Origin of the sequence: Alkalibacillus filiformis, assembly GCF_030814115.1 — a bacterium.
Classification (GTDB): domain Bacteria; phylum Bacillota; class Bacilli; order Bacillales; family Alkalibacillaceae; genus Alkalibacillus; species Alkalibacillus filiformis.
In genome coordinates, this window is the sequence record NZ_JAUSUP010000001.1 from 328619 (window position 1) to 354566 (window position 25948).

A 25948-nucleotide genomic window follows, 5' to 3' on the forward strand; every position below is an offset into this window, starting at 1 on the left:
GGCATTGTGGCGGGAGGTCCTAAATCGGACTTGCCGCCTTTAAATCATTATGATGAGATTAACCATTGGATCGGTGTAGATTATGGAGCTTATTTATTGAGTCAAAATGTTGGCCACATTGATTTAGCGATTGGAGATTTTGATTCCGTTAGTACGACTGAATTCTCCCAAATTAAAACGTATTCTAATGAAGTGGAAGTACATCCTGTTGACAAAGATGATACAGATTTAGAGCTTGCAATTAATTATGTCATGAACCAAAAACCTGATCGCGTCTATTTATTTGGTGCTACAGGTGGACGCAAAGATCACGAATTAGTGAATATTATGTTATTAAAAAAATTTAATGACGCAGGAATTGAGGCATGGATTTGTAATGTGCAAAATGAACTAACGTTAAAAACGCCTGGTCAATACGAACTAAAGCGCGATGAACGGTTTCAATATGTATCATTTCTCCCAATTAGCGACACGGTTATGAACTTAAATTTAAAAGGTTTTTTATATGAATTAGACGGCGCAAACGTTAAAAGTGGTAGTTCTTTAACAGTTTCAAATGAATGGAAAGAAAAAATAGGTACTTATTTTTTCACTGAAGGCATATTAATAATTGTAAAGAGCCGTGATTAATTTATAGTTTAATATTTGTAATCGTGTTGGTATAGGAGGGGGAAGATGAAATTTTATACGATTAAGCTTCCTAGATTTTTAGGAGGTATCGTCAGATCAATGATGGGACTCATTAAGAAGGATTAGAACGTAAAAAAGGGCTGGCTTAAAGGAATTAATCTCTTAAGCTTCAGCCCTTTTTACGTGTTCTGATCTCATTATACGCGTTGTACTTTACCAGATTTTAAAGCACGTGCAGAAACATAAACTTTCTTCGGTTTACCGTCTACCATAATACGTACTTTTTGTACGTTTGATTTCCATTGACGTTTGTTGGCATTCATCGCGTGTGAACGATGGTTACCAGTTGACGTTTTGCGTCCTGTCACTTGGCATTTACGAGCCATATAAAATCCCTCCTGCATCATCTCTTTTAATCACTTTTCTACTTTATCATATGGTTACGTGTATTTCAACGATTGAATGACTAGTTTATCAAGTTTTTACACTTGACACGTTGTTCTCTTGTGAATACGCTTTTAAAATGTGTTATGTTGTAGTAAAATAGCCATAGTCATGGTCACGAATCAAGGAGGATGGATATGTCAGTTGAATTTCAAAACAATTATGGTCAGGTAACAGTTTCCACGGAAGTTATTTCTACAATTGCTGGTGGCGCAGCTATGGAATGCTATGGTATAGTTGGTATGGCTTCGAAAAAACAGTTTAAAGATGGCTTGTCTGAAATTCTTGGTAAAGAAAATTTCACAAAAGGTGTTGTAGTCAGACAAGAAGATCGTGATTTAAATATTGATATGTATATTATCGTCAGTTACGGAACGAAAGTATCTGAAGTAGCTCACAACGTACAAAACCAAGTGAAGTATGCACTTAAGCGTATGGTTGGTTTAGATGTTGTGTCTGTTAATATTTATATTCACGGTGTGCGCGTAACTACATAGAGGATTGTTGTGGATGAAGGAGGAAAATAGTGTGTCTAATCATACTTTGAATGGTGAGAAATTCGCACAGATGATTTTACTAGGTGCTAATCATCTATCTAATCAGTCACAAATGATTGATTCCTTAAACGTTTTTCCAGTACCAGATGGTGATACTGGAACAAATATGAATTTAACGATGACTTCAGGTGCATCTGAAGTTGAAAAAGTAACTAATAACCATATAGGCCAAGTGGCTAATGCTTTAGCTAAAGGGTTATTAATGGGAGCAAGAGGTAACTCAGGTGTGATCCTTTCTCAATTGTTCCGTGGCTTTTCTAAAAGTGTTAAAGAAAATGAAACTATAACGACAAATGACTTAGCAGAAGCTTTGCAAGCTGGTGTTGAAACTGCTTATAAAGCGGTAATGAAACCAGTGGAAGGTACTGTATTAACAGTTGCGAAAGATGCTGCTAATAAGGCTGTAGAAGTAGCTGATTCAACTGAAGACCTTGTAGAGTTTTTTGAACAAGTGCTTGAAGAATCAAAAGCTTCATTAGAACGTACGCCAGATTTACTTCCAGTACTTAAAGAAGTAGGTGTAGTAGATAGTGGTGGACAAGGTCTTGTGACAGTGTATGAAGGGTTCTTAGCGTCATTAAAAGGTGAAGAAGTACCAGAAACGAGTTCTGCTCCTTCACTTGATGAATTAGTAAGTGCTGAACACCATAAAATGCACCAAGATTTCATGCAAACAGAAGATATTGAATTTGGATACTGTACTGAATTTATGGTGAAATTTGAAGAAGATAAATTAAAAGACAATCCATTTGATGAAGAAGGATACCGTGAAGAGTTAAGCCATCATGGTGATTCGCTTTTAGTAGTAGCTGACGATGAAGTTGTGAAAGTACACATTCATGCTGAATATCCTGGTGAAGCTATGACACTTGGACAAAAGTACGGAAGCTTGATTAATATTAAGATTGAAAACATGCGCGAACAACATACATCAATTGTCGGAGAACAATCAAAAGAAGAAGCTCCTGCGAAACGTCAACCTTTAGCTGTTGTAACAGTTGGTATGGGTGACGGCATTAAAGAAATGTTTGAAAGCCTAGGTGCAACAGTTGTGATTGAAGGTGGACAAACCATGAATCCAAGTACTCAGGATATTGTTGAAGCAGTGAATAAAGCAAATGCTGATCATGTGTTAGTCTTACCAAACAACAAAAACATTGTGATGGCTGCAGAACAAGCTGAAGAATTAGCAGATGCTAATGTTAAAGTTGTGCCAACGAAAACTGTACCTCAAGGTATGAGTGCGATGTTAGCACTGAATTTTGAAGCCTCTCTTGAAGATAATCAGGAAGCGATGACTGAATCGATGCAGTTTGTTAAAACTGGTCAGATTACGTATGCCGTTCGAGATACACAAATTGACGGTCGTGAAATTCAAGAAGGTAATTTCATGGGTATTTTAGATGGCTCCATCCAAGCTGTAAACCGTGATAAGATGGAAGCAATCTACGAATTGTTAAACAACCTTGTTGATGATGAAGAAGATGAAATTGTAACTATTTTACAAGGTGAAGAAGGAACTGACGAAGAAGTAGAGTTAATCGAAAAATATATTGAAGAGCATTTTGAAGAAATTGAAGTAGAAGTGCACCAAGGGAACCAACCGATTTATTCTTATATCTTTTCTGTGGAGTAATATTATAAATTATATGCATTCAAAAGAGCCCAAGAAATTGGGCTCTTTTTATGTTTAAATAAGGCTCTAAAATAATTGCTCTATAATATTTGTAGGGATAGCGACATATTTCAAAATTTTCACGTAAAAGGTAGGTGTCTTTTACTTTGTTCGTTGGTATCAGGTGATCCGCTTTCGGTGGACGCTTGCACCCACAGGGTACAAGTGCAACATCCGCTCAAACTCCCTTACGGTCGTTTATCACGGTGTTTTCTATGCAGGGGCACGGCTCGAACCAGGTAACTTCATCGAAATTGCATCTTTGAAACTTGCACCGAGGAAGCCTGCTTCAAAGCATTGCTAGAAGACGCAGGTGCGTCTCTCGGCAGACAAAGGAACTTCGGCTAACTACCGGACGTCCTGTCCGAACGCCGAAGTGCCCCACATCCTGTGCGCCTCTGGGGGCCTCGAGACTCGTGCTGTTCCCGTGACGACCCGGACGGTCTAATGTCGGCGTTGGTCACAGGACGTGACCACCTTTAGCCGACCTGGCATCGCCACCTTTGCTCTCACTAGACACCAACTTTGTGCTTTAACCAAGAATACAAAAACACGCTAACTCTTTATTTGTTATCCTTGTTCCTACATATACAAACACACATGGCATAAGTAAGAGGTGCCCTTAACAGGCACCCCAAGGTTTGACTTAGAATCTTTTGAAAAACAATCCATTGTAATTTTTTCCTGTTCATGATAATATAAATGAAATTTTATATTAAAATATGCGGTGATGAGAAGAAGTAAACGGGATTCAATCATGACAGAGAGCTCTTATATGCTGAGAAAGAGTATGAAAATTACGTTGAAACAAGTCTCTGAGCATCATGCTGGAATGGTAAAATGATAGTGTGACAGGTGCTCCTGTTATAGAGCGCGAGTATTATATTGTACTTCAAAGGGTTATATGGCGACATATAATCAAAATGAGGTGGCACCGTGGATTTGATATTCCTGCCCTCAAGGCTAAGGTCTTGGGGGCTTTTTGTATTTTTAATGAGGAGGGGATTAGATGATGAAGAGATTGGTTTCTTGAAAGTATTCTATTATGTTATTGTTCGGAATCGGCACCTCAAGTGTTGGTGAGTGGGTATATTTTATAGCTCTCAATTTAATTGTGTTAGAAATGACAGGCTCTCCTTTGGCGGTATCAATACTTTATATCATAAAACCGTTAGCTACATTGTGTACTAATATTTGGGCTGGCTCTTTTATTGATCGGCTAAATAAAAAGTATTTGATGATCATTCTGGATGTATTTAGAGCAACCATCATTTTTATATTACCATTTATAACATCAATAGGTTTAATTTATTTATTTGTGTTTTTAATTAATATGGCTAGCGCAATATTCGAACCAACATCGATGTCATATGTAACAAAATTGATTCCGTATAAGGAAAGGAAGCGATTTAATTCTTTGTTGAGTTTAGTTACATCTGGAGCATTTTTAATTGGTCCTGCTATTGCAGGTGTATTATTTTTTGTTGGTTCACCGTATATTGCTATTTATATTAATTCAATTGCCTTGTTAATCTCTGCAATCATAACTAGCTTCATGCCTAATTTAGAAAAGGATAATTTGCATTCGCTTAAACTTGGCGATTTATCTATACAATTAGTCAAAAACGATCTAGCACAAGTTATACAATATTCACGTTTGCACACTCAAGTAATGGTTGTATATTTTTTATTTAGCTTTGTTATGATCATAATGGCTAGTGCAATTGACTCTCTTGAAGCAGCATTTGCAAAGGAAGTTTTACTGTTGACAGACAGTGAGTATGGTTTTTTAGTATCTATAGCTGGTGCAGGTATTGTAATAGGAGCAATTATAAATTCATTAGTTGTTAATCATTTGAAGACTTTTGTTTTAATTGGTTTTGGTACTGTATTTGTTTCAATGGGCTATGTCATATACGCTTTCTCTGAGATTTTTATTGTTGCAGCGTTTGGGTTTTTCTTTTTGGCATTTTTTATTGCATTTGCAAATACAGGCTTTCTCACTTTTTATCAAAATAATATACCAATTGAAGTTATGGGGAGGGTGAGAAGTGTGTTTGGGTTGTTTGAAGCAACCCTCATCATTTTACTAACTATGCTTTTAGGGATGATTGCTCAACTGTATTCAATTAAAGGTGCGGTTATTTTAGGTGTTCTGATCATGTTCTTAATTTCTACTTTTTTATTAACTATAAGCTTACGATCTTCACAAAAACAGATGTTTAATGACACTGTTAACCTCTAAAAAATAAATCCCTCCCTAGCGAATTATGCTAGAGAGGGATTACTTAAATGAAGCCTTTAATTAAGAATTCGAGTAAAAACAAGCTAGAAATGATGATTAAGAGTGGTGTTACTTCGTCTTTTCGACCGGCTACAATTTTAATAATTGGATATGCGATAAAGCCAAAGGCCATTCCATCCGCTATGCTGTACGTAAATGGAATCATAAACATAATTAAAAATGTTGGGAACGCTTCGGTTAAATCGTCTACTTTAATATGCTTAATGTTTTGCATCATTAGTACACCGACTATGATTAAGATCGGACTAATCGCATTAGCTGGTATTAATGAAATGTAAGGTATTAAAAAGAACGTTCCTAAAAACATGATACCAATGACGATACTCGTCAGTCCTGTTTTGGCTTTCGCAGCGATTACTGCAGCTGTTTCAGCAGCAGGTATTGTCGGTGAAGTGCCGAAGAAACCACTAAATGTTGCGGCAACGGCACTACTCTTATTCGCTTTGTGGAAAGCATCATGACGGTTTAGCATATCCAATTGGCCGTGTAGTAAGCCCATACTTTCAAAAATCAACACGATTGCTAGTGGTAAAACAGCAATCCAAAACGTTAATCCGAGGATGTGATCGAAAGTAGGGAAAACCATAAAGTTAGCAATACTATCAGCTGTAATTGTCGTTGGTTCTGTGTCTAAGACGCCGAACATATAAGCAATCAATGTTCCGATAATCATCGTAAATAAGAAGTTTGCGGGAACATTTTTGACAAATAAAATAACGCCGACAAGTAAGCAAAGTAAGCTAACGACAACATAAGGAGAAGAGAAATCTCCTAATGCAATTATGGAATAATCACCACTTACAATTAACCCACCGTTTTCTAAGCCGATTAATACGAGGAATAAGCCTAAACCGATTGTGATACCATGTTTCAACGCATCGGGAATCGCTTTTTTGAACATTTCCCCCAAAGGTGTAATAGCCGTTACTAAAAATATTAAACTGGCAACGACGACGACACCTAAGCCTTGTTCGTAAGTAAAATCATATTGTTGAACAATTGAGTATGCGAAAAGCGCATTGACCCCCATACCAGGTATAATTATAATCGGTACTTTAGCCCAAATACCGACTAAAATACAACCAACCGTACTCGCTAGTATGGTTGCAATCATAGCATCTTCTCGATTAATTCCAGCATCACTTAAAATGGCGCTGTTAACAACGACGATATAAACCGTTGTTAAATAACCGATTAAACCGGCAACGACCTCGTTTAACCAACGATTGTTAGGCCAATTTTTCATGAGTACTCCTTCTTTGTTTGTAAAGCCCTCGCCCACCCGAGTTCTTAAAACCCAAAGCATATTATAATCAGAAACTGAGAGATTATCAACAGAATAACTTGAAATGAATGGAATAAGTGTTGGAATTTTAACGAATTAACGATAAAATAAAGGTAGATAGAGGAGACAAAGGAGCGTGTCCGTTATGAAGTTTAGATCCGTTTTTGATATTATTGGTCCAGTAATGATTGGACCTTCAAGTTCTCACACAGCAGGTGCTGCACGTATTGGGAAAATGGCTAGAGAACTATTTGGCAGACAGCCAGATTGGGCAAAAATTCATTTATATGGGTCTTTTGCTAAAACTTATCAAGGCCACGGAACAGACGTAGCTTTAGTTGGTGGAATATTAGGGTTTAGCACGTATGATGAAAGAATTAAAGATGCTTTAAACTTAGCTAAAGAAGCGAATTTAGATATAGAATTTATAGAAGAAGATGGATCATCAGATCACCCTAATACTGCACGAATTCAGATGGGTGATGAACAAGGCGATTTTGAACTAGTCGGCATTTCAATCGGTGGTGGTAAAGCTGAGATTACAGAGTTAAACGGTTTTGAATTACGTTTAACAGGTCAATCACCAGCCATCCTCGTTATGCATAATGACCGATTTGGAGCGATTGCTTCTGTAACAAATGTTCTAGCTGAGCATGAAATTAACATTGGTCATATGGAAGTGGCTAGAAAAGAAGAAGGAAAAGATGCGATGATGATTATCGAAACTGACGAGAGAATTCCAGACCGCATTATGGATGAATTGAATAAATGTGATCATATCATGCAAGTCGTTACAATCTCAGAGTAAGGGGAAGGAGTGAGTGTGAATGTTGTTTAAACACGTTAGTGAATTAGTAGAGCAAGCAGAAAAATTAGATATTCCTATTTCAGAAGTAATGATTAGGCAAGAAGTAGAAGAGAGTGGCAAGCCGAGAGAAGAGATTTTCGCTGAAATGGGTCATAACTTAGATATTATGGAGAAATCTGTTGAAGATGGGTTAGAAGGTGTAAAGTCTCGCTCAGGCTTAACAGGTGGAGATGCTGTATTAGTTCAAAAATATATGGCTGAACAAGAAACGTTATCTGGTAATCTTTTATTAGATGTTGTTAGTAAAGCGGTTGCAACTAATGAAGTAAACGCAGCGATGGGGACGATTTGTGCAACACCAACAGCTGGCAGTGCTGGGTGTGTACCAGGTGTGTTATTTGGATTAAAGCCCCGCTTAAATCCAACGCGTGACCAAATGATTCGCTTTTTATTCACTTCAGGTGCATTCGGTCAAGTCGTCGCGAATAATGCTTCGATTTCAGGTGCAGCAGGCGGTTGTCAAGCTGAAGTTGGTTCTGCGGCAGGTATGGCAAGTGCAGCAGCTGTCGAAATGGCTGGTGGCACACCACAGCAGTCAGCAGAGGCGATGTCAATTACGCTTAAAAATATGCTCGGATTAGTGTGTGATCCTGTTGCAGGGTTAGTTGAAGTACCTTGTGTAAAACGTAACGCAATGGGGTCTTCTCAAGCGATTGTTTCAGCGGATTTAGCTTTAGCAGGTGTGACGAGTACAATCCCTACTGACGAAGTTATTGGAGCTATGTTTAGAATTGGTGAAAGCATGTCGCCAGCTCTTAAGGAAACAGCAGAAGGTGGTTTGGCAGCAACACCAACAGGAAGAGAATTAGCTAAAAAAGTTTTTGGACCTGCCATGGGAAGCGAGTGATCGAAATTGTTTAACGAACCAGTTAATCAAATACCAAGTGTCGGTGAAAAAACTCAAGAACAGCTAGCATTGCTAGATATTTCGAAAGTGGGAGATTTACTCTTCCACTTTCCTTTTCGTTATGACTTCTTAGAATTAAAACCGTTAGAAGAATTAAGTCATGAAGAAGTGGCAACGATTCAAGGGGAAGTTGTCTCACAACCGAATGTATCTTTTTATGGTCGTAAAAAATCACGATTATCGTGCACAATTCAAATAGGAGTTGTAGCAGTTAAAGCAGTATTTTTTAATCAAGCTTTCTTAAAAGACCAGTTACAAGTTGGACAAACTGTCACGCTAACAGGGAAATGGGATATGCACCGATTACAATTAACCGTGCATAAATTCCATCGTCAAAGCTTTGAAGAAGCCAGTTCAATTGAGCCTGTTTACCATACAAAGGGTAACTTAACGGTTGCTCAATTAAAGAAGCTAATTAAGTATGCCTTGAAATCTTCTGTAGAAGAAATTGAAGAGATATTGCCGGAGAAATACCTACATAACTACAAAATTCCACAAAGGCAAACAGCTGTTAAAGAGTTACATCAACCATCTTCAAAATCGAGTTTAAAGCATGCAAAAAGAAGATTTATTTATGAAGAACTGTTTCTGTTTCAACTCAAAATGCAATACATTAGAAGAGAAAATAAAGCACAATCAGTTGGAACACAAAAGCAGTATGACAACAGTGTGTTAACGGAATTTGTTAATCGACTACCTTTTGATCTAACAGGTAGTCAGAAACGAGTGTTAAAAGAAATATTAGATGATCTAAATGGTGAGCATCGAATGAATCGTCTCTTACAAGGTGACGTTGGTTCAGGTAAAACCGTTATTGCAGCAATCGCGTTGTACGCTACAGCTTTATCAGGTCAGCAAGGTGCTTTAATGGTCCCTACTGAAATTCTAGCTGAGCAACATGTTGAATCGTTAAATGGTTTGTTAGGCGAGCAGTTGAACATTGAGTTGTTAACAGGATCGATTAAAGGTAAAAAGCGTAAAGCGATTTTGACAAGGCTTGAAAATGGTGAAATTGACTTACTCGTTGGCACTCATGCATTAATTCAAGAGGAAACGATTTTCAGTCAACTCGGACTAGTTGTTATTGACGAGCAACACCGCTTTGGCGTCAATCAACGTAAAACGTTAAGAGATAAAGGATTAACTCCTGATGTGTTGTTTATGACAGCTACACCAATCCCACGAACCTTATCTATTACATCTTTCGGTGATATGGATGTATCTGTAATTGATGAAATGCCTAAAGGACGTTTACCAGTCGAAACGTATTGGGTTAAAGAAAATATGATTGAGCGCGTTCATCAGTTTTTAGTGGATCAAATAAATAAGGGACATCAAGCTTATGTTATTTGCCCATTAATCGAAGAATCAGATCAATTAGATATTCAAAATGCAGTCGATGTGTTTGAACAATTAAACGCAACGATGCCTGTTTCAATTAATGTTGGTCTTATGCATGGACGTTTATCAGCGCAAGAAAAAGAAGAATTAATGAGACAATTTGCTAATAATGAAATACAATTACTCGTTTCAACTACTGTCATTGAAGTAGGTGTAAACGTTCCAAACGCAACGACGATGGTGATCTATGATGCTGAACGGTTTGGCTTGGCTCAACTACACCAATTAAGAGGGCGAGTAGGTCGTGGTAGTGAACAAAGTTATTGTATTTTACTAGCCGACCCAAAAAGTGAAAACGGAAAAGAACGTATGCGCGTCATGACAGAAACAACCGATGGATTTGAGTTATCAGAACATGATTTACAAATTAGAGGACCAGGGGACTTTTTCGGAAAAAGACAAAGTGGCTTACCCGAGTTTAAAGTCGCAGATATTGTTGAAGACTATAGAGCACTAGAAGTGGCAAGGCAAGATGCTGTTAATGTCATGAATGAAGGTAAGTTAGAGCTGGACGATGAATATAGTAAGTTAAAACAGCTTATAGAGTCCGATCCTTTAATTCAAGAACGAATTTTTGATTAATGATTGCATCTTACGCCAACGTATTATATATTACTATTAGGACCTAGTCATAAAACGGATGGTGGATCGCATGAAAAGAAAAAAGAAGGAAAGACAAGAAGAACTCATAAAACTTATAGAAGACACACCATTTATTACAGATGAAGACTTAGCCAAGAAGTTTGGCGTAAGTATTCAAACCATTCGTCTCGATCGCTTAGAACTATCAATACCTGAGCTTCGTGAACGTATCAAAGATGTTGCACAAAAGCAGTGGGATGAAACAGTTAAAGCTTTACCTCTTGATGAAGTGATCGGTGAGGTTGTTAATTTAGAGCTTGATCAGTCAGCTATTTCACTACTGGATATTAGTGAAGAGCACGTATTTTCACGTAACCAAATTGCAAGAGGGCACCATTTATTTGCACAAGCTAACTCACTAGCCGTTGCTGTTATAGATGATGAACTAGCATTAACAGCTAATTCTGAAATACGTTTTACAAGGCCAGTTAAATTACATGAACGTGTCATTGCTAAAGCTTACGTTAAAGGTGATGACGAAAAAGGAAGAACGATTGTTGAAGTATCAAGTTACGTCGATCAAGAGTTAGTTTTTTATGGGAAATTCCATATGTTTAGATCGACTGAACAATAAAAGGAGTCATGTTTATGAAGATTGCTATCGATGCAATGGGTGGAGATCATGCACCAGAAGCTGTAGTAGAAGGTGCGAAACAAGCTATAGAACATTATAACGATTTATCAATTACACTTTTTGGTGATGAAGAACAAATAAAACCTTTATTAGGTGATACATACGAACGAATTACAATTCACCACACGACAGAGAAGATTGAGAATGATGATGAGCCTGTACGCGTTGTTCGCAAAAAGAAAAATGCTTCAATGGTCTTAATGGCTGAAGCTGTTAAAAATAACGAAGCTGATGCTTGTATATCAGCAGGTAATACTGGGGCTTTAATGAGTACGGGTCTATTTAAAGTTGGACGAATTAAAGGCATTGAACGCCCAGCATTAAGCCCAACTTTACCAACCATTGATGGACAAGGCTTTTTACTATTAGATGTTGGAGCAAATGTTGATGCAAAACCACAACATTTATTACAATATGCAATTATGGGTTCCATTTACGTTGAGAATGTACGTAACGTCCAAAACCCTAAAGTCGGTTTATTAAATGTCGGAACTGAGGACCAAAAAGGGTCAGAACTGACGAAAAAAGCTTTTGAACTTATGTCAGATGCACCGATTAACTTCATCGGTAATGTAGAAGCAAGAGACTTACTAAATGGAGTGGCTGATGTTGTTGTTACAGATGGTTTCTCTGGTAATATCGCGTTGAAATCGATTGAAGGAACAGCTTTATCAATGTTTTCGATGATTAAAGATACGTTTACACAAAATATGAAAACGAAATTGGCTGCTGCCATGGTTAAATCAGACCTTAAAGGCATCAAGAATCAACTGGATTACTCAGAATATGGAGGTGCTGGTTTGTTTGGTCTTGCTGCACCCGTGATTAAAGCGCATGGATCTTCAAATGGGCGCGCTATATTTAGTGCGATTAAACAAACATATGACTTAGTCGAAAAAGATGTTGTTCACTTAATTCAAAAAGATGTCGAATCAATGGAGAGCGGGAAGGAGTCCAATGATGAGTAAATTTGCTTTTCTTTTTCCAGGTCAAGGTTCACAAACTGTTGGAATGGGTCAAAGTTTTTATGATGAAACAAGCGAAGTACGAGAGCGGTTTGAACAGGCAAATGAAGTTCTAGGATATTCATTAACTGACCTCATGTTAAATGGACCAGAAGAGGAACTGACGAAAACAGAAAACGCACAACCTGCCTTACTATTAAATAGTGTAGCTATTTTTGAGCAGATTAAGAAAGCAGGAATTGAACCAGCGATGGTAGCTGGACACAGTTTAGGTGAATATAGTGCTCTTTATGCAGCAGGTGCCTTATCTTTCGAAGATGCAATCAAGGCAGTTCATGAGCGTGGAAAGTTGATGGAGAAGGCTGTTCCGTCAGGGCAAGGTACAATGGCTGCAGTGCTAGGTTTAGATGATGAAACAATCTTAAAGATCACCCAGGATATTACGAATAACGGCGCTACAGTTAATGTCGCGAATTATAACTGTCCAGGTCAAACAGTTATTTCTGGAACTGTTGAAGGCGTAGAGCAAGCTGTTGAGCAGTTAAAAGAAGCCGGCGCAAAACGTGCTTTACCATTAAACGTTAGTGGCCCTTTTCATTCACAATTAATGCAACCGGCAAGCGAACAGTTTCAAACAGTACTTAATGAAGTTGACCTTCATGACGCACAAGTTCCTGTTTATGCTAACGTCACTGCAAATCCAGTTCAAGATGCAATTGAAGTTAAACAACTGTTAACAGAACAACTTTATTCACCAGTACAGTTTACAAAAACGTTAGAAAATATGGTCAATGAAGGTGTAGATGCTTTTGTTGAAGTCGGGCACGGAAAAGTATTATCAGGATTGGTGAAAAAAGTCCATCGCCGTGCAAAAGTATTTAATATACAAGATGTTGATCAATTAAATGAGTTTATTCAATGGGCTAAGGAGGAATCTTAATGTTAGAAGGTAAAGCAGCACTCGTCACAGGTGCTTCGCGTGGTATTGGTAAAGCGATTGCTATAGAACTTGCAAAGCAAGGTGCTGATGTCGTCGTAAACTATGCTGGAAGTAAAGATAAAGCAGAAGCTGTAGTTGATGAAATCAAGCAGTTAGGCCGAGATGCTTTTGCTGTTCAAGCGAATGTATCAAATGCTGAAGAAGTGAAAGATTTAATTAAACAAACAGTTGATCATTTCGGATCGTTGGACATTCTAGTTAACAATGCAGGTATTACGCGTGATAATTTACTTATGCGTATGAAAGAAGAAGAATTTGATGAAGTCATTGATACTAATCTAAAAGGTGTATTTAATTGTATTAAGGGTGTTACGCGTCAAATGATGAAGCAGCGTTCTGGTAAAATTGTTAACGTCGCTTCAATTGTTGGTGTAACAGGTAACCCAGGACAAGCTAACTATGTTGCTGCTAAATCGGGTGTGATTGGCATGACGAAATCAGTCGCTAAAGAGTTAGCTGCACGTCATGTGAATGTTAATGCTGTAGCTCCTGGCTTTATTGCCACTGATATGACTGATGAATTGTCTGATGAAGCTAAACAACAAATGTATGATTTAATACCATTAGACCGTCTTGGTGACCCTGAAGATGTCGCTAAAGTTGTGCGCTTTTTAGCCTCAGACGATGCGAACTATATGACAGGACAAACGATTCATGTGGACGGTGGAATGGTAATGTAATATAATTAATTACGCTTTGAAGGGAGGTGAACAACATGGCAGACGTATTTGATCGTGTAAAAAACATTATCGTGGAACGTTTAGACGTTGATGAATCAAAAGTAACAGAGAGTGCTTCTTTCAAAGATGACCTTGAAGCAGATTCATTAGATGTTGTTGAATTAGTCATGGAACTTGAAGATGAGTTTGATATGGAAATTTCTGATGAAGAAGCAGAAAAAATTAATACAGTAGGTGATGCTGTAAATTACATAAACAGCATCCAGTAACTTTAAAAGGGGGATGACAATGTAGTCATCCTCGTTTTCTATTTTGAATGCTTAAAAATGGATACATAAGCAAAGTATAATTACATACAAGTTAAAGTGTTGTTCTCAAGTTAATAGAGAAGGTGGAACATTATGGACTGTAAACATTTTCAACAGAAGTTTAATATTCAATTTAATAATGAGGAATTACTAAAGCAAGCTTTCATGCATACATCATATGTGAATGAGCATCAGGATGATTCACTTAAAGATAATGAACGACTTGAGTTTTTAGGTGATGCAGTTCTAGAACTAACTGTGTCTCAACATTTGTTTCGAGCTTATCCAGATATGAGTGAAGGAGAGTTAACGAAATTTAGAGCAAATGTAGTCTGTGAACCTTCATTAGAACAATTTAGTCGTGAATTACAATTAAGTGATTATTTACTTTTAGGAAAAGGAGAAGAAGCTTCCGGCGGTCGTGAGCGTCCTGCTATTTTAGCTGATGCTTTTGAAGCACTGATGGGTGCGATTTATTTAGATCGAGGGTTTGAAACAGCTTTGAATTTCCTAGAAGAACACATCTTTCCGGATGTTGAACCAGGTGCTTTTTCGCATGTGATGGATTATAAAAGCCAGCTTCAAGAACACGTCCAAAAAGACGGTGAATCAGTCGAGTACGAAATCGTTGACGAGATCGGTCCAGATCATAATCGAGAATTTATAGCGGCAGTAACATTAAATGAGGAGAAAATAGGTACAGGAAGAGGACGATCTAAAAAAGAAGCTGAGCAAGATGCAGCAAAAGAAGGTTTAGCAAAGCTAACTAAATAAGCGGACGAAAAGAAAACCCCAGCTAGACTTTTGACGTCTAACTGGGGTCACATTTTTATTGTTTACGATATTTTTTTAACTCTGCAATAATTGCGTTAATCTCCGCAACACTAACTTGCCCTTGAGCATTTAACATGTCATAAATATCTTTAATATCATGATAATGGTCTAAATCATAATCTTCTGGTTTTAAAATAGAAGCGTTTAACACTTGTAATTGTTTAGCTAATTCTTCGATGATATATTCCAAATTTTCATAACTTGGCTCATTTAAGTTCATGAATATCCTCCTAATCGTGTATTGCATCCTTCTGTGAACCCTTAATTTATGATAAAATAAACAGGTTGAAATGTTAAGTACATTATTACATATTAAAAGATTATTGTCATCGTCTGTTCATAATTAAAAATGTAGCATTTATAAGTAGGTGTTAAAAGGTATGTTTCTAAAAAGGTTAGAGACTGTCGGGTTTAAATCATTTGCCGAACGGGTGTCAGTCGATTTTGTACCTGGCGTAACGGCAGTGGTTGGTCCGAACGGAAGTGGAAAATCAAATATTACCGATGCTATTCGATGGGTATTAGGTGAGCAATCAGCCAAGTCATTACGTGGAGCGAAGATGGAAGATGTTATTTTTTCCGGAAGTGATACACGTAAAGGGTTAAACGTTGCAGACGTAACGTTAGTTTTGGATAATCGTGATCACCAACTCCCGATTGAATACGATGAAGTTGCTGTCACACGTCGGGTCTATCGTTCTGGTGATAGTGATTACTTAATTAACAAGCAACCTTGTCGGCTTAAAGATATTACAGACCTATTTATGGATTCGGGGTTAGGTAAGGAAGCTTTTTCTATTATAAGCCAAGGTAAAGTAGAAGAAATCCTATCTTCAAAGTCAGAAGAGCGTCGTAGCATTTTTGAAGAAGCAGCTGGCGTTTTAAAATATAAAAAACGTAAAGTCAATGCACAAAAGAAACTAAGCGAAACACAAGATAATTTAAGTCGTGTAGAAGACATTATCCATGAAATCGAAGGTCAACTTGAACCGCTAGAAAAACAAGCCGAAACAGCGAAACAATATTTGGATTTACGAGATCAGCTAGAAAAAGAGGAAGTCTCGCTTTTAGTTGCTGAAATTGAAGCTATTCATACCGATTGGGATCATTTATTAACTTCCATTGAGCAGTTAAAAGAACAATTAGCGGCTGAAAAAGCAGTCATTCAGCAAGATGATGCAAATTTAGAAGAGAAACGCGAGATTATTCATTCTTTAGAAAAACAAATTAATAAATGGCAAGATGAAAAGTTATATTTAACGAAAGAAATTGAACAGTTAGAAGGGCAGAAGAATGTTTTAGCTGAACGGTTAAAACATTTTGATGAAAGTAAAGATAAGCTTGAAAGTAACGTTCAAACCCATTCAGACCAAGTTGATCAAATCAAACTTGATATTGAAGACCATGAAGCAAGACTTGCTGTTATGCAGTCATCACGTGACGAAACGAAAGAACAAATTAAAGCTTTAAAAGACAGGTTAGCCTCTAGTGAAGGCAACATTGAGGAAACAATCGAACAGCATAAGGCTGAATATATTGATTTGCTTAATGAACAGGCAGCTAGTCGTAATGAGAAGCATTCAGTGGAAAAACAAATCGAACAAATTGAAGAACGTAAGAAGCGTCTCGATGAACGTTTTGATCAAATGCTGCAAGATCGTGAAGACTTACAAACAGAGTTCAGTGAATATGAACAACAAAAGGAAGCGCTTGAACAACAACTTACAGATGTTAAACAAGCTTATGAACGTTTAGAAACAGAATTAAATGATCAACAAGAAACAATCTATACAGATGAAGAGAAGTTAAACCAAGCTTACCGCATTATTGAACAGTTACGCTCAAAGAAGGAAATGCTTGAAGATATGAAAGAGTCATATAGCGGCTTTTATTATGGCGTTAAAGCGATCTTACAAGCTAAAGAGCGTGACCAATTAAATGGCGTTCACGGAGCGGTTGCGCAACTAATCCAAGTACCACAGGATTACGTAACAGCAATGGAAACAGCTTTGGGAGCGCAAGCACAACATATTGTCGTCTCAACGGAAAAAGATGCGAGAGATGCTATTCAATACTTAAAGCAATCTAAAAGTGGACGAGCGACATTATTACCACAATCAACGATGAAATCTAGACTTATAGATGAGCGCATACAAAGGACAATTCAAAACGCTGAAGGTTTTATTGGAGTGGCATCACAATTAGTGAACTTTGATGAGTCTTATCGAGAGATTGCCGAGAATTTACTCGGTAATATAATTGTGACGCAATCATTGAAAGAAGCTAACGTGGTTGCTAAACAAATTAACCATCGCTACAGAATCGTAACGCTAGATGGTGATGTCGTTAACCCAGGTGGTTCCATGAGTGGTGGAGCTAAGAAAAATAGCAATCAAGTTTCTTTATTTACACGTGAACAAGAGTTAGAAGAAGTGAAAGAAAAGTTAACGGACTACGAAAGTAAAACAGATACATTTCAAGAAGAATTAAAACAAAAACGTTCTCAGTTTGAACATCTTAAAGGACAACTTACTGACAAAGAGCAAGAGCTTAATCAAGTCCAATCGTCATTCCAAGAAGTAAACCAAAAGCTTCAAAGTGCTGAAATCCAACTTTCGAATATAAATAAGCAATTAGAAGTCTATGATCAAGAAAACCAGCAGTTTGACCAAGATCGTCAAAACTTAAAACAGCAATTGACTACACTAGAATCGACGTTAGTAGAACAAAGTAATAAATCTAATGAACTAAAACAGAAAATTGATGACTTAACCGAAAATCAGTCATCTTATAAAGCGGAACAAGATGAACAACAAGAGCAGTTAAATAACTTACAAATACGTTTAGCAGAACAAGATAGTGATGTTCGTAACCAAGAAGAGCGTGTCAATCAACTAAAAGCTGATTTAAATCAAGAAGTTGAGACGAAAACACAAATCGAAAAAGAACTAAAAGACTTAAAAGAATCTCATGAAAATTCACATACAGTCGAAGGACTAACTGAAACATTGCAAAATCACCGCAATCAATTAGTCAGAGTTAACAGCCAACTAGAAGAAGCACGTGAAAAGCGTGAACAAGAAATGCAACTTCAAGAAGATCTAGAACGTGAAATTAAAGAGAAAAATAGACTGTATGAAGAGAAAAGTAGCCAACTACAAAAATACGAAGTGCAAGCGAATCGTTTAGATGTTGATTTAGAAAACAGACTCCAACAACTAAGTGATGAGTATTCAATGACATTTGAGCGTGCTAAGCAAGTACATGGCCCGGCAGCAGACATTGAACAAGCGAAGCAACAAGTCGCCCAAACGAAACAACAAATTAAAGCATTAGGTCATGTTAATCTCGGGTCAATCGAAGAGTATGAGCGTGTACAAGAACGTTATGCTTTCTTAACAGAGCAACGTGATGACCTATTAGAAGCAAAAGAGACGCTTCACTCGATTATCGATGAAATGGATGAAGAAATGATACGTAAATTCAGTGAAACGTTCTTTAAAATCCAAGAAGAATTCGAGAAAGTATTTAAAGAACTATTCGGTGGCGGTCATGCCGAATTAAAACTGACAAACCCTGATGATTTATTAGAAACAGGTGTTGATATAATTGCTCAACCACCAGGTAAGAAACTACAACAATTAGGTTTACTTTCAGGTGGTGAAAGAGCACTGACGGCAATTGCCTTATTATTTGCTATTTTACGTGTTCGACCAGTACCATTCTGTGTGCTAGATGAAGTAGAAGCAGCATTGGATGAAGCTAATGTTGTACGTTTTGCAGGCTATTTAAAACAGTTTTCTGCACATACACAATTTATCGTGATTACTCACCGTAAAGGTACGATGGAACATGCCGATGTGTTATATGGTGTAACGATGCAAGAATCTGGCGTTTCAAAAATGGTATCAGTTAAGTTAGAAGAAACAGACGAAATGATATACAATTAAGTTAAGCATTTCATAGAAAGGAAGTACTGAAATGAGTTTCTTTAAAAAATTAAAAGACAAAGTTAGCAAACAAACAGATCAAGCAACAGATAAATTTAAAGACGGGTTAACGAAAACGCGTGACTCCTTTACAACAAAGGTAAATGATTTAATCGCAAAATACCGTAAAGTTGATGAAGAATTTTTTGAAGAACTTGAAGAGATCTTAATCTCTGCAGATGTCGGTGTTGAAACCGTAATGGAGCTTATTGAAGAACTTGAAATGGAAGTTAAACGCCGTAACATTCAAGATACTGAAGAAGTAAAAGAAGTCATTTCTGAGAAATTAGTTGAAATTTATTATGGTGAAGATGACGAAGAAACAGTCGAAGCATTAAACATACAAAAAGACGGTCTTTCTGTCATATTAATCGTTGGCGTTAACGGGGTAGGTAAAACGACGACAATTGGTAAATTAGCTTATCAACTTAAACAAGAAGGCAAAAATGTCGTCCTTGCAGCTGGTGATACATTTAGAGCAGGTGCAATTGACCAACTTGATGTTTGGGGTGAACGTGCTGGCGTTGATGTTATTAAACATAATGAAGGAAGTGACCCAGCAGCGGTTATTTATGATGGTATTCAAGCCGCAAGATCAAGAGGTGCTGACGTCTTACTATGTGATACGGCAGGCCGATTGCAAAATAAAGTGAACTTAATGAAAGAGTTATCAAAAGTACGCAAAGTCATCGAGCGAGAAATTCCAGAAGCACCACACGAAACGTTACTTGTACTTGATGCTACAACAGGTCAAAATGCAATAAGCCAAGCGAAAACATTTAAAGAAGCAACAGACGTTTCAGGAATTGTCTTAACGAAGCTTGATGGTACAGCGCGTGGCGGGATCGTTTTAGCAATCCGCAACGAAATGAATATTCCAGTTAAGTATGTTGGGTTAGGTGAACAAATTACTGACTTACAACCGTTTAATGCACACCAATTCGTCTACGGCTTATTTGGAGATTTAATGACACGAGTTGAACAAGAAGAAAAATAATTATAGACTTGTTGTTCAAAGCACTTAGGAGTGTGGATTATGCTTGAAAAAACGACGCGAATTAATTATTTGTTTGATTTTTATCAGCAGCTTCTAACAGACAAACAAAGAAACTATATGGAATTATATTACTTAGAAGATTATTCTTTAGGTGAAATTTCCGAAACTTATTATGTTAGTCGCCAAGCCGTTTATGATAATATTAGACGTACAGAGGCTATGCTTGAAGAGTATGAAGCTCAGCTAGGACTCTATGAACGTTTTGAAAAACGTCATGAATTGATTCGAGAAATGAAGGAAAAACTGTCACAACGTCAATTAGAAGATGTTGAGACTTTATTAGTACAGTTGGAAAACCTAGAGTAGGGGGGACAGTCCATTATGGCATTTGAAGGATTAGCCGACCGTTTACAAGGTACGATCAAAAAGATTACCGGTAAAGGTAAGGTCACTGAAGCTGACGTAAAAGAAATGACTAGAGAAGTTAGGTTGGCTTTATTAGAAGCTGACGTTAACTATAAAGTTGTAAAAGACTTAATTAAACGTATTAAAGAGCGTGCTGTTGGTCAAGAGGTGATGGAAAGCTTAACGCCAGGTCAACAAGTTATTAAAGTTGTAAAAGAAGAGCTCACTGAGTTAATGGGTGGTGAGCAAAGTAAAATCGCCGTTGCCAATAAACCGCCAACAGTTATTATGATGGTTGGTTTACAAGGTGCTGGTAAAACAACGACGACTGGTAAATTAGCTAACCATTTAAGAAAGAAATTTAATCGTAATCCATTGTTAGTTGCAGCAGACGTCTATCGTCCGGCAGCGATCGACCAGTTAAAAACTTTAGGAGAACAGCTTGAGATGCCTGTTTATTCTAAAGGAACGGATGCTAACCCAGTTGATATTGCTAATGAAGCAATCGCTAAAGCAAAAGAAGAACATCATGATTACGTCTTAATTGATACAGCAGGTCGTTTGCACATTGATGAAGACTTAATGGGTGAGTTAACCCAAATTAAAGAAGATACTTCACCAGATGAAATTTTCTTAGTTGTTGACTCAATGACAGGTCAAGATGCAGTCACTGTTGCAGATAGCTTTGATGAGCAACTTGATATTAGTGGTGTCGTTCTAACGAAACTAGATGGCGACACACGTGGTGGTGCAGCTTTATCTATTAGAGCTGTTACAGGCAAGCCTATTAAGTTTGCGGGTATGGGTGAAAAGCTTGACCAATTAGAAGCATTCCACCCAGATCGTATGGCATCAAGAATTTTAGGTATGGGTGATGTATTTAGTTTAATTGAGAAAGCAGAAACAGAAGTTGATGAGAAGAAAGCAAAAGAAATGCAAAGTAAAATGCGTTCGATGTCCTTTACCTTTGAAGACTTCTTAGAACAGATGGAACAAGTGAAAAGTATGGGACCATTAGATGAGTTAATTAATATGATGCCTGGGGCTAACAAAATGAAAGGCATGAAAAACCTCCAGGTAGATGATAAGCAACTGACGCATATAGAAGCAATTATTCAATCGATGACAAAGACAGAGCGTGTCGATCCAAGTGTCATTAATGCTAGCCGTAAAAAACGTATCGCAAAAGGTTCAGGTACATCAGTTGCGCAAGTCAATCGTCTTTTAAAGCAATTTGAAGAAATGAAGAAAATGATGAAACAGATGACCAACCAAAAGAAAGGTAATAAAGGTGGTATGAACCTTCCTTTCATGTAAAATGAGTGCGTTATATAAACTAAATTAACTAGTAAAGCGCTGATCCTTTTAGGATTAGCGCTTTATTTATTAGGGTTATAATTAAGTGTTAATGGTCAAGTAGGTGTTTAGAATATAAAAAAGATGAAGCTATTGCAAAACGAGCAAATCATCGGGTAGAATTGTTTGACGGTAAAGTTAAAGTAGAAACAGTAAGTAAGATTTAATTGTCCTTTGTATTAATAGAACACATTGTGCTAGTATGAGAACAAGCTCTGAAACTCAGCTTCAAACGGCTATAAAACAGAAAATATAAAATCTATAACAATGTAATGTAAAAATCCTTTACACACTTTTGTTTCTCTGATACAATCTAAAATTGTGATAAGCAATTTGATGGAGGTGTAAGACATGGCAGTAAAAATCCGCCTAAAAAGAATGGGCTCTAAAAGAAATCCTTTCTATCGTGTAGTAGTAGCAGATTCACGTTCACCTCGTGATGGACGTATTATTGAGCAAATCGGCACATATAATCCAGTTTCTGAAACACCAGAAGTTTCTATTGATGAAGAGAAAGCTTTAGACTGGATGACTAAAGGTGCTAAGCCAAGCGACACGGTACGCAACCTATTCTCAGACCAGGGCATCATGACTAAGTTTCACGAGTCAAAAAATAACTAATAAGGATTTGTGATATCATGAAACCCTTAATTGAAACGATTGTAAGCCCATTAGTTGATCACCCTGATTACGTTGAAGTGACAGTTGAAGAAACGGATCGTAAAATTCGTTACCACTTAACTGTTCATGAAGATGATGTCGGTAAAGTGATTGGTAAAAACGGGCGCATCGCCAAAGCTGTTCGTACAGTTGTTCATGCAGCTCATTCGAACACAAATAAAAAGGTTTATGTTGATATTATGTAGTAAAGAGGGAGAGGGTTAAACCTTTCCCTTTTTTTCAGTTATAAAATAATTTAAGCTTAAGACGAGTTATTTGAATGAAATGGGTGGTCTTATGCAAATTATACGAAAGACAACAGTGAAGCAAGTTGTGACTGAAGATAGTAAACAGAAACTTGTCGAACAATTTCAAGAACAAATTGCGATTAAACATAAAGAAATTGAACAACTTAATTTTGAAAAGAAAAAATTGATATATAAGCAAAAGTTCGACCAACATAAAGTAGAGGAAAAGTTTTCTCAAGAAGAGTTAAAAAGAAAACAGTCGATCGAGTGGTATGAACTTCAAATCGAACAATTAGACCAATTACCATTAGGTAGTGAAATTACTGAAAGAGAAGTAGATGAAATTGTTGAAGTATCTGTTGGCGATGCTTACGATGAATTGATCGGTGATAGAGAAATCGTCGTTGAAGATGGAATAATAGTACGAATAAATAGGTGATGCTATATGAGTAAAGATTTTTTAAATGTTGGTAAAATAGTAAATACACACGGCGTTCGAGGTGAAGTTCGTGTCATGTCGGTAACAGATTTCGAAGAGGAGCGATTTGAACCAGGTAGTCGCTTATTCGTCGAAGTGGAAGGTGGAAAGCACGAAGAAGTAGTAGTTATGAGCCACCGTAAACATAAACAGTTTGATTTGTTAGTTTTTGAAGGGCACGAATCACTAGATCAAGCTGAACGCTTTAAAGGACACGAGTTAAAAGTAGCCTTTGATGACTTAGAAGATCTAGATGAAGATGAGTTTTACTATTACGAAATAATCGGTTGTGACGTGTATTTAACGACAGGAGAACACTTAGGAAAGATTAAAGAGATCCTTTCTCCTGGAGCTAATGATGTATGGGTTGTTAAACGTTCTGAAGAAGGTTTAAAAGATGCTTTAATTCCATACATTGATGATGTTGTTAAAGAAGTTGATATCGACAATCAAAAGGTTGTAATCGAAGAAATGGAAGGGTTGCTTTCGTAATGAAGTTAGATATTTTAACGCTTTTTCCTGAAATGTTTAAAGGTGTGTTTGAATCTTCTATTTTAAAGAAAGCAAAAGAGAAAAATGCTTATGACTATCAGTTAGTTGATTTTAGAGAATATACCGAGAATAAACATAATAAAGTAGATGACTATCCATATGGTGGCGGTGCAGGTATGGTCTTGTCTCCGCAACCGATTTTTGATGCTGTTGAAGACTTAAAAAAGAAGACCAATAGTACCCCTCGAGTTATCTTAATGTGTCCTCAAGGTGAGCCTTACAGTCAAAGGAAAGCAGAAGAACTGGCGCAAGAAGACCATTTAATTTTAGTGTGTGGTCATTATGAAGGTTTTGATGAAAGAATTAGAACAGAACTAGCAACTGATGAGATCTCAATCGGGGATTATGTTTTAACCGGTGGTGAGTTAGGCGCCATGGTTGTGACGGATAGTGTTGTTCGTTTGCTACCAGAAGTTCTAGGTAATGAACAGTCAGCACAAGAAGATTCATTTTCAAACGACTTACTAGAACATCCACATTATACAAGGCCAAGTGACTTTAGAGGGCATCAAGTCCCTGATGTCTTGTTATCTGGTAATCATCAAAAAATTGAAGAGTGGAGAGAATATGAATCTTTAAAACGCACTTATGAAAGGCGCCCTGACTTAATTAATGAGGATCAATTAACAACTCAACAACAGAAACTATTAAATGAAATCAAAACAAATAAAAGCTCATAACTTTGTTGCATCTCATCAAAGTGTATGATATATTATTTTAGTGCTTAAGTGTTCACTTAAGCTTGATAACGATACTCCGCTACTGGCGATCAGTAAGAGTGTTAGTTTGGAAGGAGTGAACGAAACATGCAAAAGATTCTAGAGCAAGTCGCACAAGATCAACTACGTACTGATGTACCTGAATTCCGTGCTGGTGACTCTGTAAAAGTACACGTTAAAGTTGTAGAGGGTAACCGTGAGCGTATCCAGGTATTCGAAGGTGTTGTAATTAAGCGTCGTGGTGGTGGAATCAGCGAAACGTTTACTGTACGTAAGATTTCTTACGGCGTTGGCGTTGAGCGTACATTCCCTGTACATTCTCCACGTGTTGACAAAATCGAAGTATCTCGTCGCGGTCGAGTACGTCGTGCGAAGCTTTATTACCTACGTAACCTACGTGGTAAAGCAGCCCGTATTCCTGAAAGACGATAAGTACAAGTTAAAACAGTGAAAAGAGCTTGACGTTCAGTCAAGCTCTTTTTTTACGTTACAAATACTACATAATACTTTATTTTAAATACTTGAAATGGTTAAGATAGACATAGAGGTGATTTTGATGACAATACAATGGTTTCCAGGGCATATGGCTAAAGCAAAACGCGAAGTCGAAGAAAATTTGAAGCTAGTAGATTTAATCATCGAGTTAGTCGATGCAAGAGCTCCTTTTTCAAGCCAAAATCCAATGCTTCAAGAAGTAACAGACGACAAACAAAAACTCGTCTTGCTCATGAAAAGTGACTTAGCTGATCCTAAGTTAACTAAACAATGGGTTGATTACTTTGAAAGTGAAGGTAAGTATGCACTGGCTATTGACGTAAACAACAAAGAAAATATAAAAAATATTGTTAAGCAAGCAAACGTTATAAGTGAAAAAATAAACGAAAGACGAAAAGAAAAAGGCATTAATCCAAGGTCGTTGAGGGCGATGATTTTAGGGATTCCTAACGTTGGTAAGTCTACATTAATTAATCGCTTAGCGAATAAGAAACAAGCGAAAACAGGAGACCAGCCAGGTGTTACGAGACAACAACAGTGGATTAGAGTCCATGGAGAGTTTGAACTACTTGATACACCGGGTATTTTATGGCCGAAATTTGAAGATGAAGAAGTCGGTTATAAGCTAGCTGCAATAGGCACGATTAAAGACCAAATATTGCATTTGGACGACATAGCGGTATATATATTAAGGTATTTCAAAGAACACTATGCAGAGGCATTGCTTGAGCGTTATCCAACTTTAAACCTTGAAAGTGAAGATATCGTTGAATGGTTTGATGCCATTGGTAAAAAGAGAGGTTGTTTAATGTCTGGTGGAATGATCAATTATGATCAAGTAGCCGATGTCATTATCCGTGATCTAAGGCAAGGTCATCTAGGTAAGGTGACTTTTGATCAAGTAAGCCTTTAGT

The 25948-nt window shown here is 37.2% G+C and carries 28 protein-coding genes and 1 other annotated feature; of the genes, 25 read left to right on the forward strand and 3 right to left on the reverse strand.

Annotated features, from left to right (window positions below):
* The first annotated feature begins 6 nt into the window (after positions 1 to 6).
* Positions 7 to 630 (forward strand): thiamine diphosphokinase, encoded by a 624-nt coding sequence (locus J2R98_RS01850; RefSeq protein ID WP_307065548.1) that lies wholly within the window; start codon positions 7 to 9, stop codon positions 628 to 630.
* Positions 631 to 675: 45 nt separating this feature from the next.
* Complete coding sequence (spoVM, locus tag J2R98_RS01855) at positions 676 to 756, forward strand: stage V sporulation protein SpoVM (protein ID WP_146814619.1); 81 nt, start codon at positions 676 to 678, stop codon at positions 754 to 756.
* Between the two features lie 71 nt (positions 757 to 827).
* Here the strand turns inward: spoVM and rpmB are convergent, their stop codons facing one another.
* Complete coding sequence (rpmB, locus tag J2R98_RS01860) at positions 828 to 1016, reverse strand: 50S ribosomal protein L28 (protein ID WP_307065550.1); 189 nt, start codon at positions 1014 to 1016, stop codon at positions 828 to 830.
* Positions 1017 to 1211: 195 nt separating this feature from the next.
* On the opposite strand from rpmB, the gene J2R98_RS01865 reads away from it, so the two are divergent.
* The 3 genes from J2R98_RS01865 to J2R98_RS01875 all read left to right on the forward strand — a co-directional run bounded on the left by J2R98_RS01865 (position 1212) and on the right by J2R98_RS01875 (position 5551).
* The gene (locus tag J2R98_RS01865; RefSeq protein ID WP_307065552.1) at positions 1212 to 1571 is read left to right on the forward strand and encodes an Asp23/Gls24 family envelope stress response protein; all 360 of its coding nucleotides are present in this window, start codon (positions 1212 to 1214) and stop codon (positions 1569 to 1571) included.
* Positions 1572 to 1602: 31 nt separating this feature from the next.
* Complete coding sequence (locus J2R98_RS01870; RefSeq protein ID WP_307065554.1) at positions 1603 to 3267, forward strand: DAK2 domain-containing protein; 1665 nt, start codon at positions 1603 to 1605, stop codon at positions 3265 to 3267.
* A 757-nt stretch (positions 3268 to 4024) separates the two neighbouring features.
* Positions 4025 to 4268: a binding site (T-box leader), on the forward strand.
* Positions 4269 to 4351: 83 nt separating this feature from the next.
* Positions 4352 to 5551, forward strand: a complete 1200-nt coding sequence (locus tag J2R98_RS01875) for an MFS transporter (protein WP_307065557.1) — start codon at positions 4352 to 4354, stop codon at positions 5549 to 5551.
* A 43-nt stretch (positions 5552 to 5594) separates the two neighbouring features.
* Here the strand turns inward: J2R98_RS01875 and J2R98_RS01880 are convergent, their stop codons facing one another.
* Entirely contained in the window at positions 5595 to 6857 is a 1263-nt protein-coding gene (locus tag J2R98_RS01880; protein WP_307065559.1) for an NCS2 family permease, read from the reverse strand.
* Positions 6858 to 7041: 184 nt separating this feature from the next.
* Between J2R98_RS01880 and sdaAB the strand changes: the two genes are divergently transcribed.
* The 9 genes from sdaAB (at position 7042) to rnc (ending at position 15075) form a co-directional block, all read left to right on the forward strand.
* The gene (gene sdaAB / locus J2R98_RS01885; protein WP_307065561.1) at positions 7042 to 7704 is read left to right on the forward strand and encodes an L-serine ammonia-lyase, iron-sulfur-dependent subunit beta; all 663 of its coding nucleotides are present in this window, start codon (positions 7042 to 7044) and stop codon (positions 7702 to 7704) included.
* Positions 7705 to 7726: 22 nt separating this feature from the next.
* Entirely contained in the window at positions 7727 to 8611 is an 885-nt protein-coding gene (sdaAA, locus tag J2R98_RS01890; RefSeq protein ID WP_307066897.1) for an L-serine ammonia-lyase, iron-sulfur-dependent, subunit alpha, read from the forward strand.
* 6 nt (positions 8612 to 8617) lie between these two features.
* Positions 8618 to 10654, forward strand: coding sequence for an ATP-dependent DNA helicase RecG (gene recG / locus J2R98_RS01895; protein ID WP_307065563.1), 2037 nt, complete (start codon positions 8618 to 8620; stop codon positions 10652 to 10654).
* Between the two features lie 70 nt (positions 10655 to 10724).
* A complete protein-coding gene (gene fapR / locus J2R98_RS01900; RefSeq protein WP_307065566.1) occupies positions 10725 to 11288 on the forward strand; it encodes a transcription factor FapR in 564 nt (187 codons plus the stop codon).
* A 14-nt stretch (positions 11289 to 11302) separates the two neighbouring features.
* Positions 11303 to 12316, forward strand: a complete 1014-nt coding sequence (gene plsX / locus J2R98_RS01905) for a phosphate acyltransferase PlsX (RefSeq protein WP_307065567.1) — start codon at positions 11303 to 11305, stop codon at positions 12314 to 12316.
* Positions 12309 to 13253 carry an ACP S-malonyltransferase gene (gene fabD / locus J2R98_RS01910; protein WP_307065569.1) on the forward strand — a complete coding sequence of 315 codons (945 nt, stop codon included), beginning with the start codon at positions 12309 to 12311 and terminating at the stop codon, positions 13251 to 13253. Before plsX ends, fabD begins: the two co-directional genes overlap by 8 nt.
* A complete protein-coding gene (fabG, locus tag J2R98_RS01915; protein ID WP_307065570.1) occupies positions 13253 to 13993 on the forward strand; it encodes a 3-oxoacyl-[acyl-carrier-protein] reductase in 741 nt (246 codons plus the stop codon). Before fabD ends, fabG begins: the two co-directional genes overlap by 1 nt.
* 35 nt (positions 13994 to 14028) lie before the next feature.
* Positions 14029 to 14262: an acyl carrier protein gene (locus J2R98_RS01920; protein ID WP_146814362.1), complete on the forward strand. Its 234-nt coding sequence runs from the start codon at positions 14029 to 14031 to the stop codon at positions 14260 to 14262.
* Positions 14263 to 14394: 132 nt separating this feature from the next.
* Positions 14395 to 15075, forward strand: coding sequence for a ribonuclease III (gene rnc, locus J2R98_RS01925; RefSeq protein WP_307065573.1), 681 nt, complete (start codon positions 14395 to 14397; stop codon positions 15073 to 15075).
* A 55-nt stretch (positions 15076 to 15130) separates the two neighbouring features.
* On the opposite strand, the gene J2R98_RS01930 is transcribed toward rnc, so the two are convergent.
* Positions 15131 to 15355: a DUF1128 domain-containing protein gene (locus J2R98_RS01930; RefSeq protein ID WP_307065575.1), complete on the reverse strand. Its 225-nt coding sequence runs from the start codon at positions 15353 to 15355 to the stop codon at positions 15131 to 15133.
* 160 nt (positions 15356 to 15515) lie between these two features.
* On the opposite strand from J2R98_RS01930, the gene smc reads away from it, so the two are divergent.
* The 11 genes from smc (at position 15516) to ylqF (ending at position 25947) form a co-directional block, all read left to right on the forward strand.
* Complete coding sequence (smc, locus tag J2R98_RS01935; protein ID WP_307065577.1) at positions 15516 to 19085, forward strand: chromosome segregation protein SMC; 3570 nt, start codon at positions 15516 to 15518, stop codon at positions 19083 to 19085.
* 31 nt (positions 19086 to 19116) lie between these two features.
* Positions 19117 to 20121, forward strand: coding sequence for a signal recognition particle-docking protein FtsY (gene ftsY, locus J2R98_RS01940; RefSeq protein ID WP_307065578.1), 1005 nt, complete (start codon positions 19117 to 19119; stop codon positions 20119 to 20121).
* A gap of 39 nt (positions 20122 to 20160) precedes the next feature.
* A complete protein-coding gene (locus tag J2R98_RS01945) occupies positions 20161 to 20487 on the forward strand; it encodes a putative DNA-binding protein (protein ID WP_307065581.1) in 327 nt (108 codons plus the stop codon).
* 15 nt (positions 20488 to 20502) lie between these two features.
* The gene (gene ffh / locus J2R98_RS01950; protein WP_307065585.1) at positions 20503 to 21843 is read left to right on the forward strand and encodes a signal recognition particle protein; all 1341 of its coding nucleotides are present in this window, start codon (positions 20503 to 20505) and stop codon (positions 21841 to 21843) included.
* Between the two features lie 390 nt (positions 21844 to 22233).
* Entirely contained in the window at positions 22234 to 22503 is a 270-nt protein-coding gene (gene rpsP, locus J2R98_RS01955) for a 30S ribosomal protein S16 (protein WP_307065587.1), read from the forward strand.
* Between the two features lie 17 nt (positions 22504 to 22520).
* On the forward strand, positions 22521 to 22748 hold the full coding sequence (locus tag J2R98_RS01960; protein WP_307065589.1) for a KH domain-containing protein: 228 nt from the start codon (positions 22521 to 22523) through the stop codon (positions 22746 to 22748).
* A gap of 91 nt (positions 22749 to 22839) precedes the next feature.
* Positions 22840 to 23229 carry a YlqD family protein gene (locus J2R98_RS01965; RefSeq protein WP_307065591.1) on the forward strand — a complete coding sequence of 130 codons (390 nt, stop codon included), beginning with the start codon at positions 22840 to 22842 and terminating at the stop codon, positions 23227 to 23229.
* Positions 23230 to 23235: 6 nt separating this feature from the next.
* Complete coding sequence (gene rimM, locus J2R98_RS01970; RefSeq protein ID WP_307065593.1) at positions 23236 to 23760, forward strand: ribosome maturation factor RimM; 525 nt, start codon at positions 23236 to 23238, stop codon at positions 23758 to 23760.
* A complete protein-coding gene (gene trmD / locus J2R98_RS01975; protein ID WP_307065595.1) occupies positions 23760 to 24500 on the forward strand; it encodes a tRNA (guanosine(37)-N1)-methyltransferase TrmD in 741 nt (246 codons plus the stop codon). The genes rimM and trmD overlap by 1 nt, the downstream gene beginning before the upstream one ends.
* Before the next feature lie 126 nt (positions 24501 to 24626).
* Complete coding sequence (gene rplS, locus J2R98_RS01980; protein ID WP_017185493.1) at positions 24627 to 24971, forward strand: 50S ribosomal protein L19; 345 nt, start codon at positions 24627 to 24629, stop codon at positions 24969 to 24971.
* Positions 24972 to 25095: 124 nt separating this feature from the next.
* A complete protein-coding gene (gene ylqF / locus J2R98_RS01985; RefSeq protein ID WP_307065597.1) occupies positions 25096 to 25947 on the forward strand; it encodes a ribosome biogenesis GTPase YlqF in 852 nt (283 codons plus the stop codon).
* Position 25948: the final 1 nt, after the last annotated feature.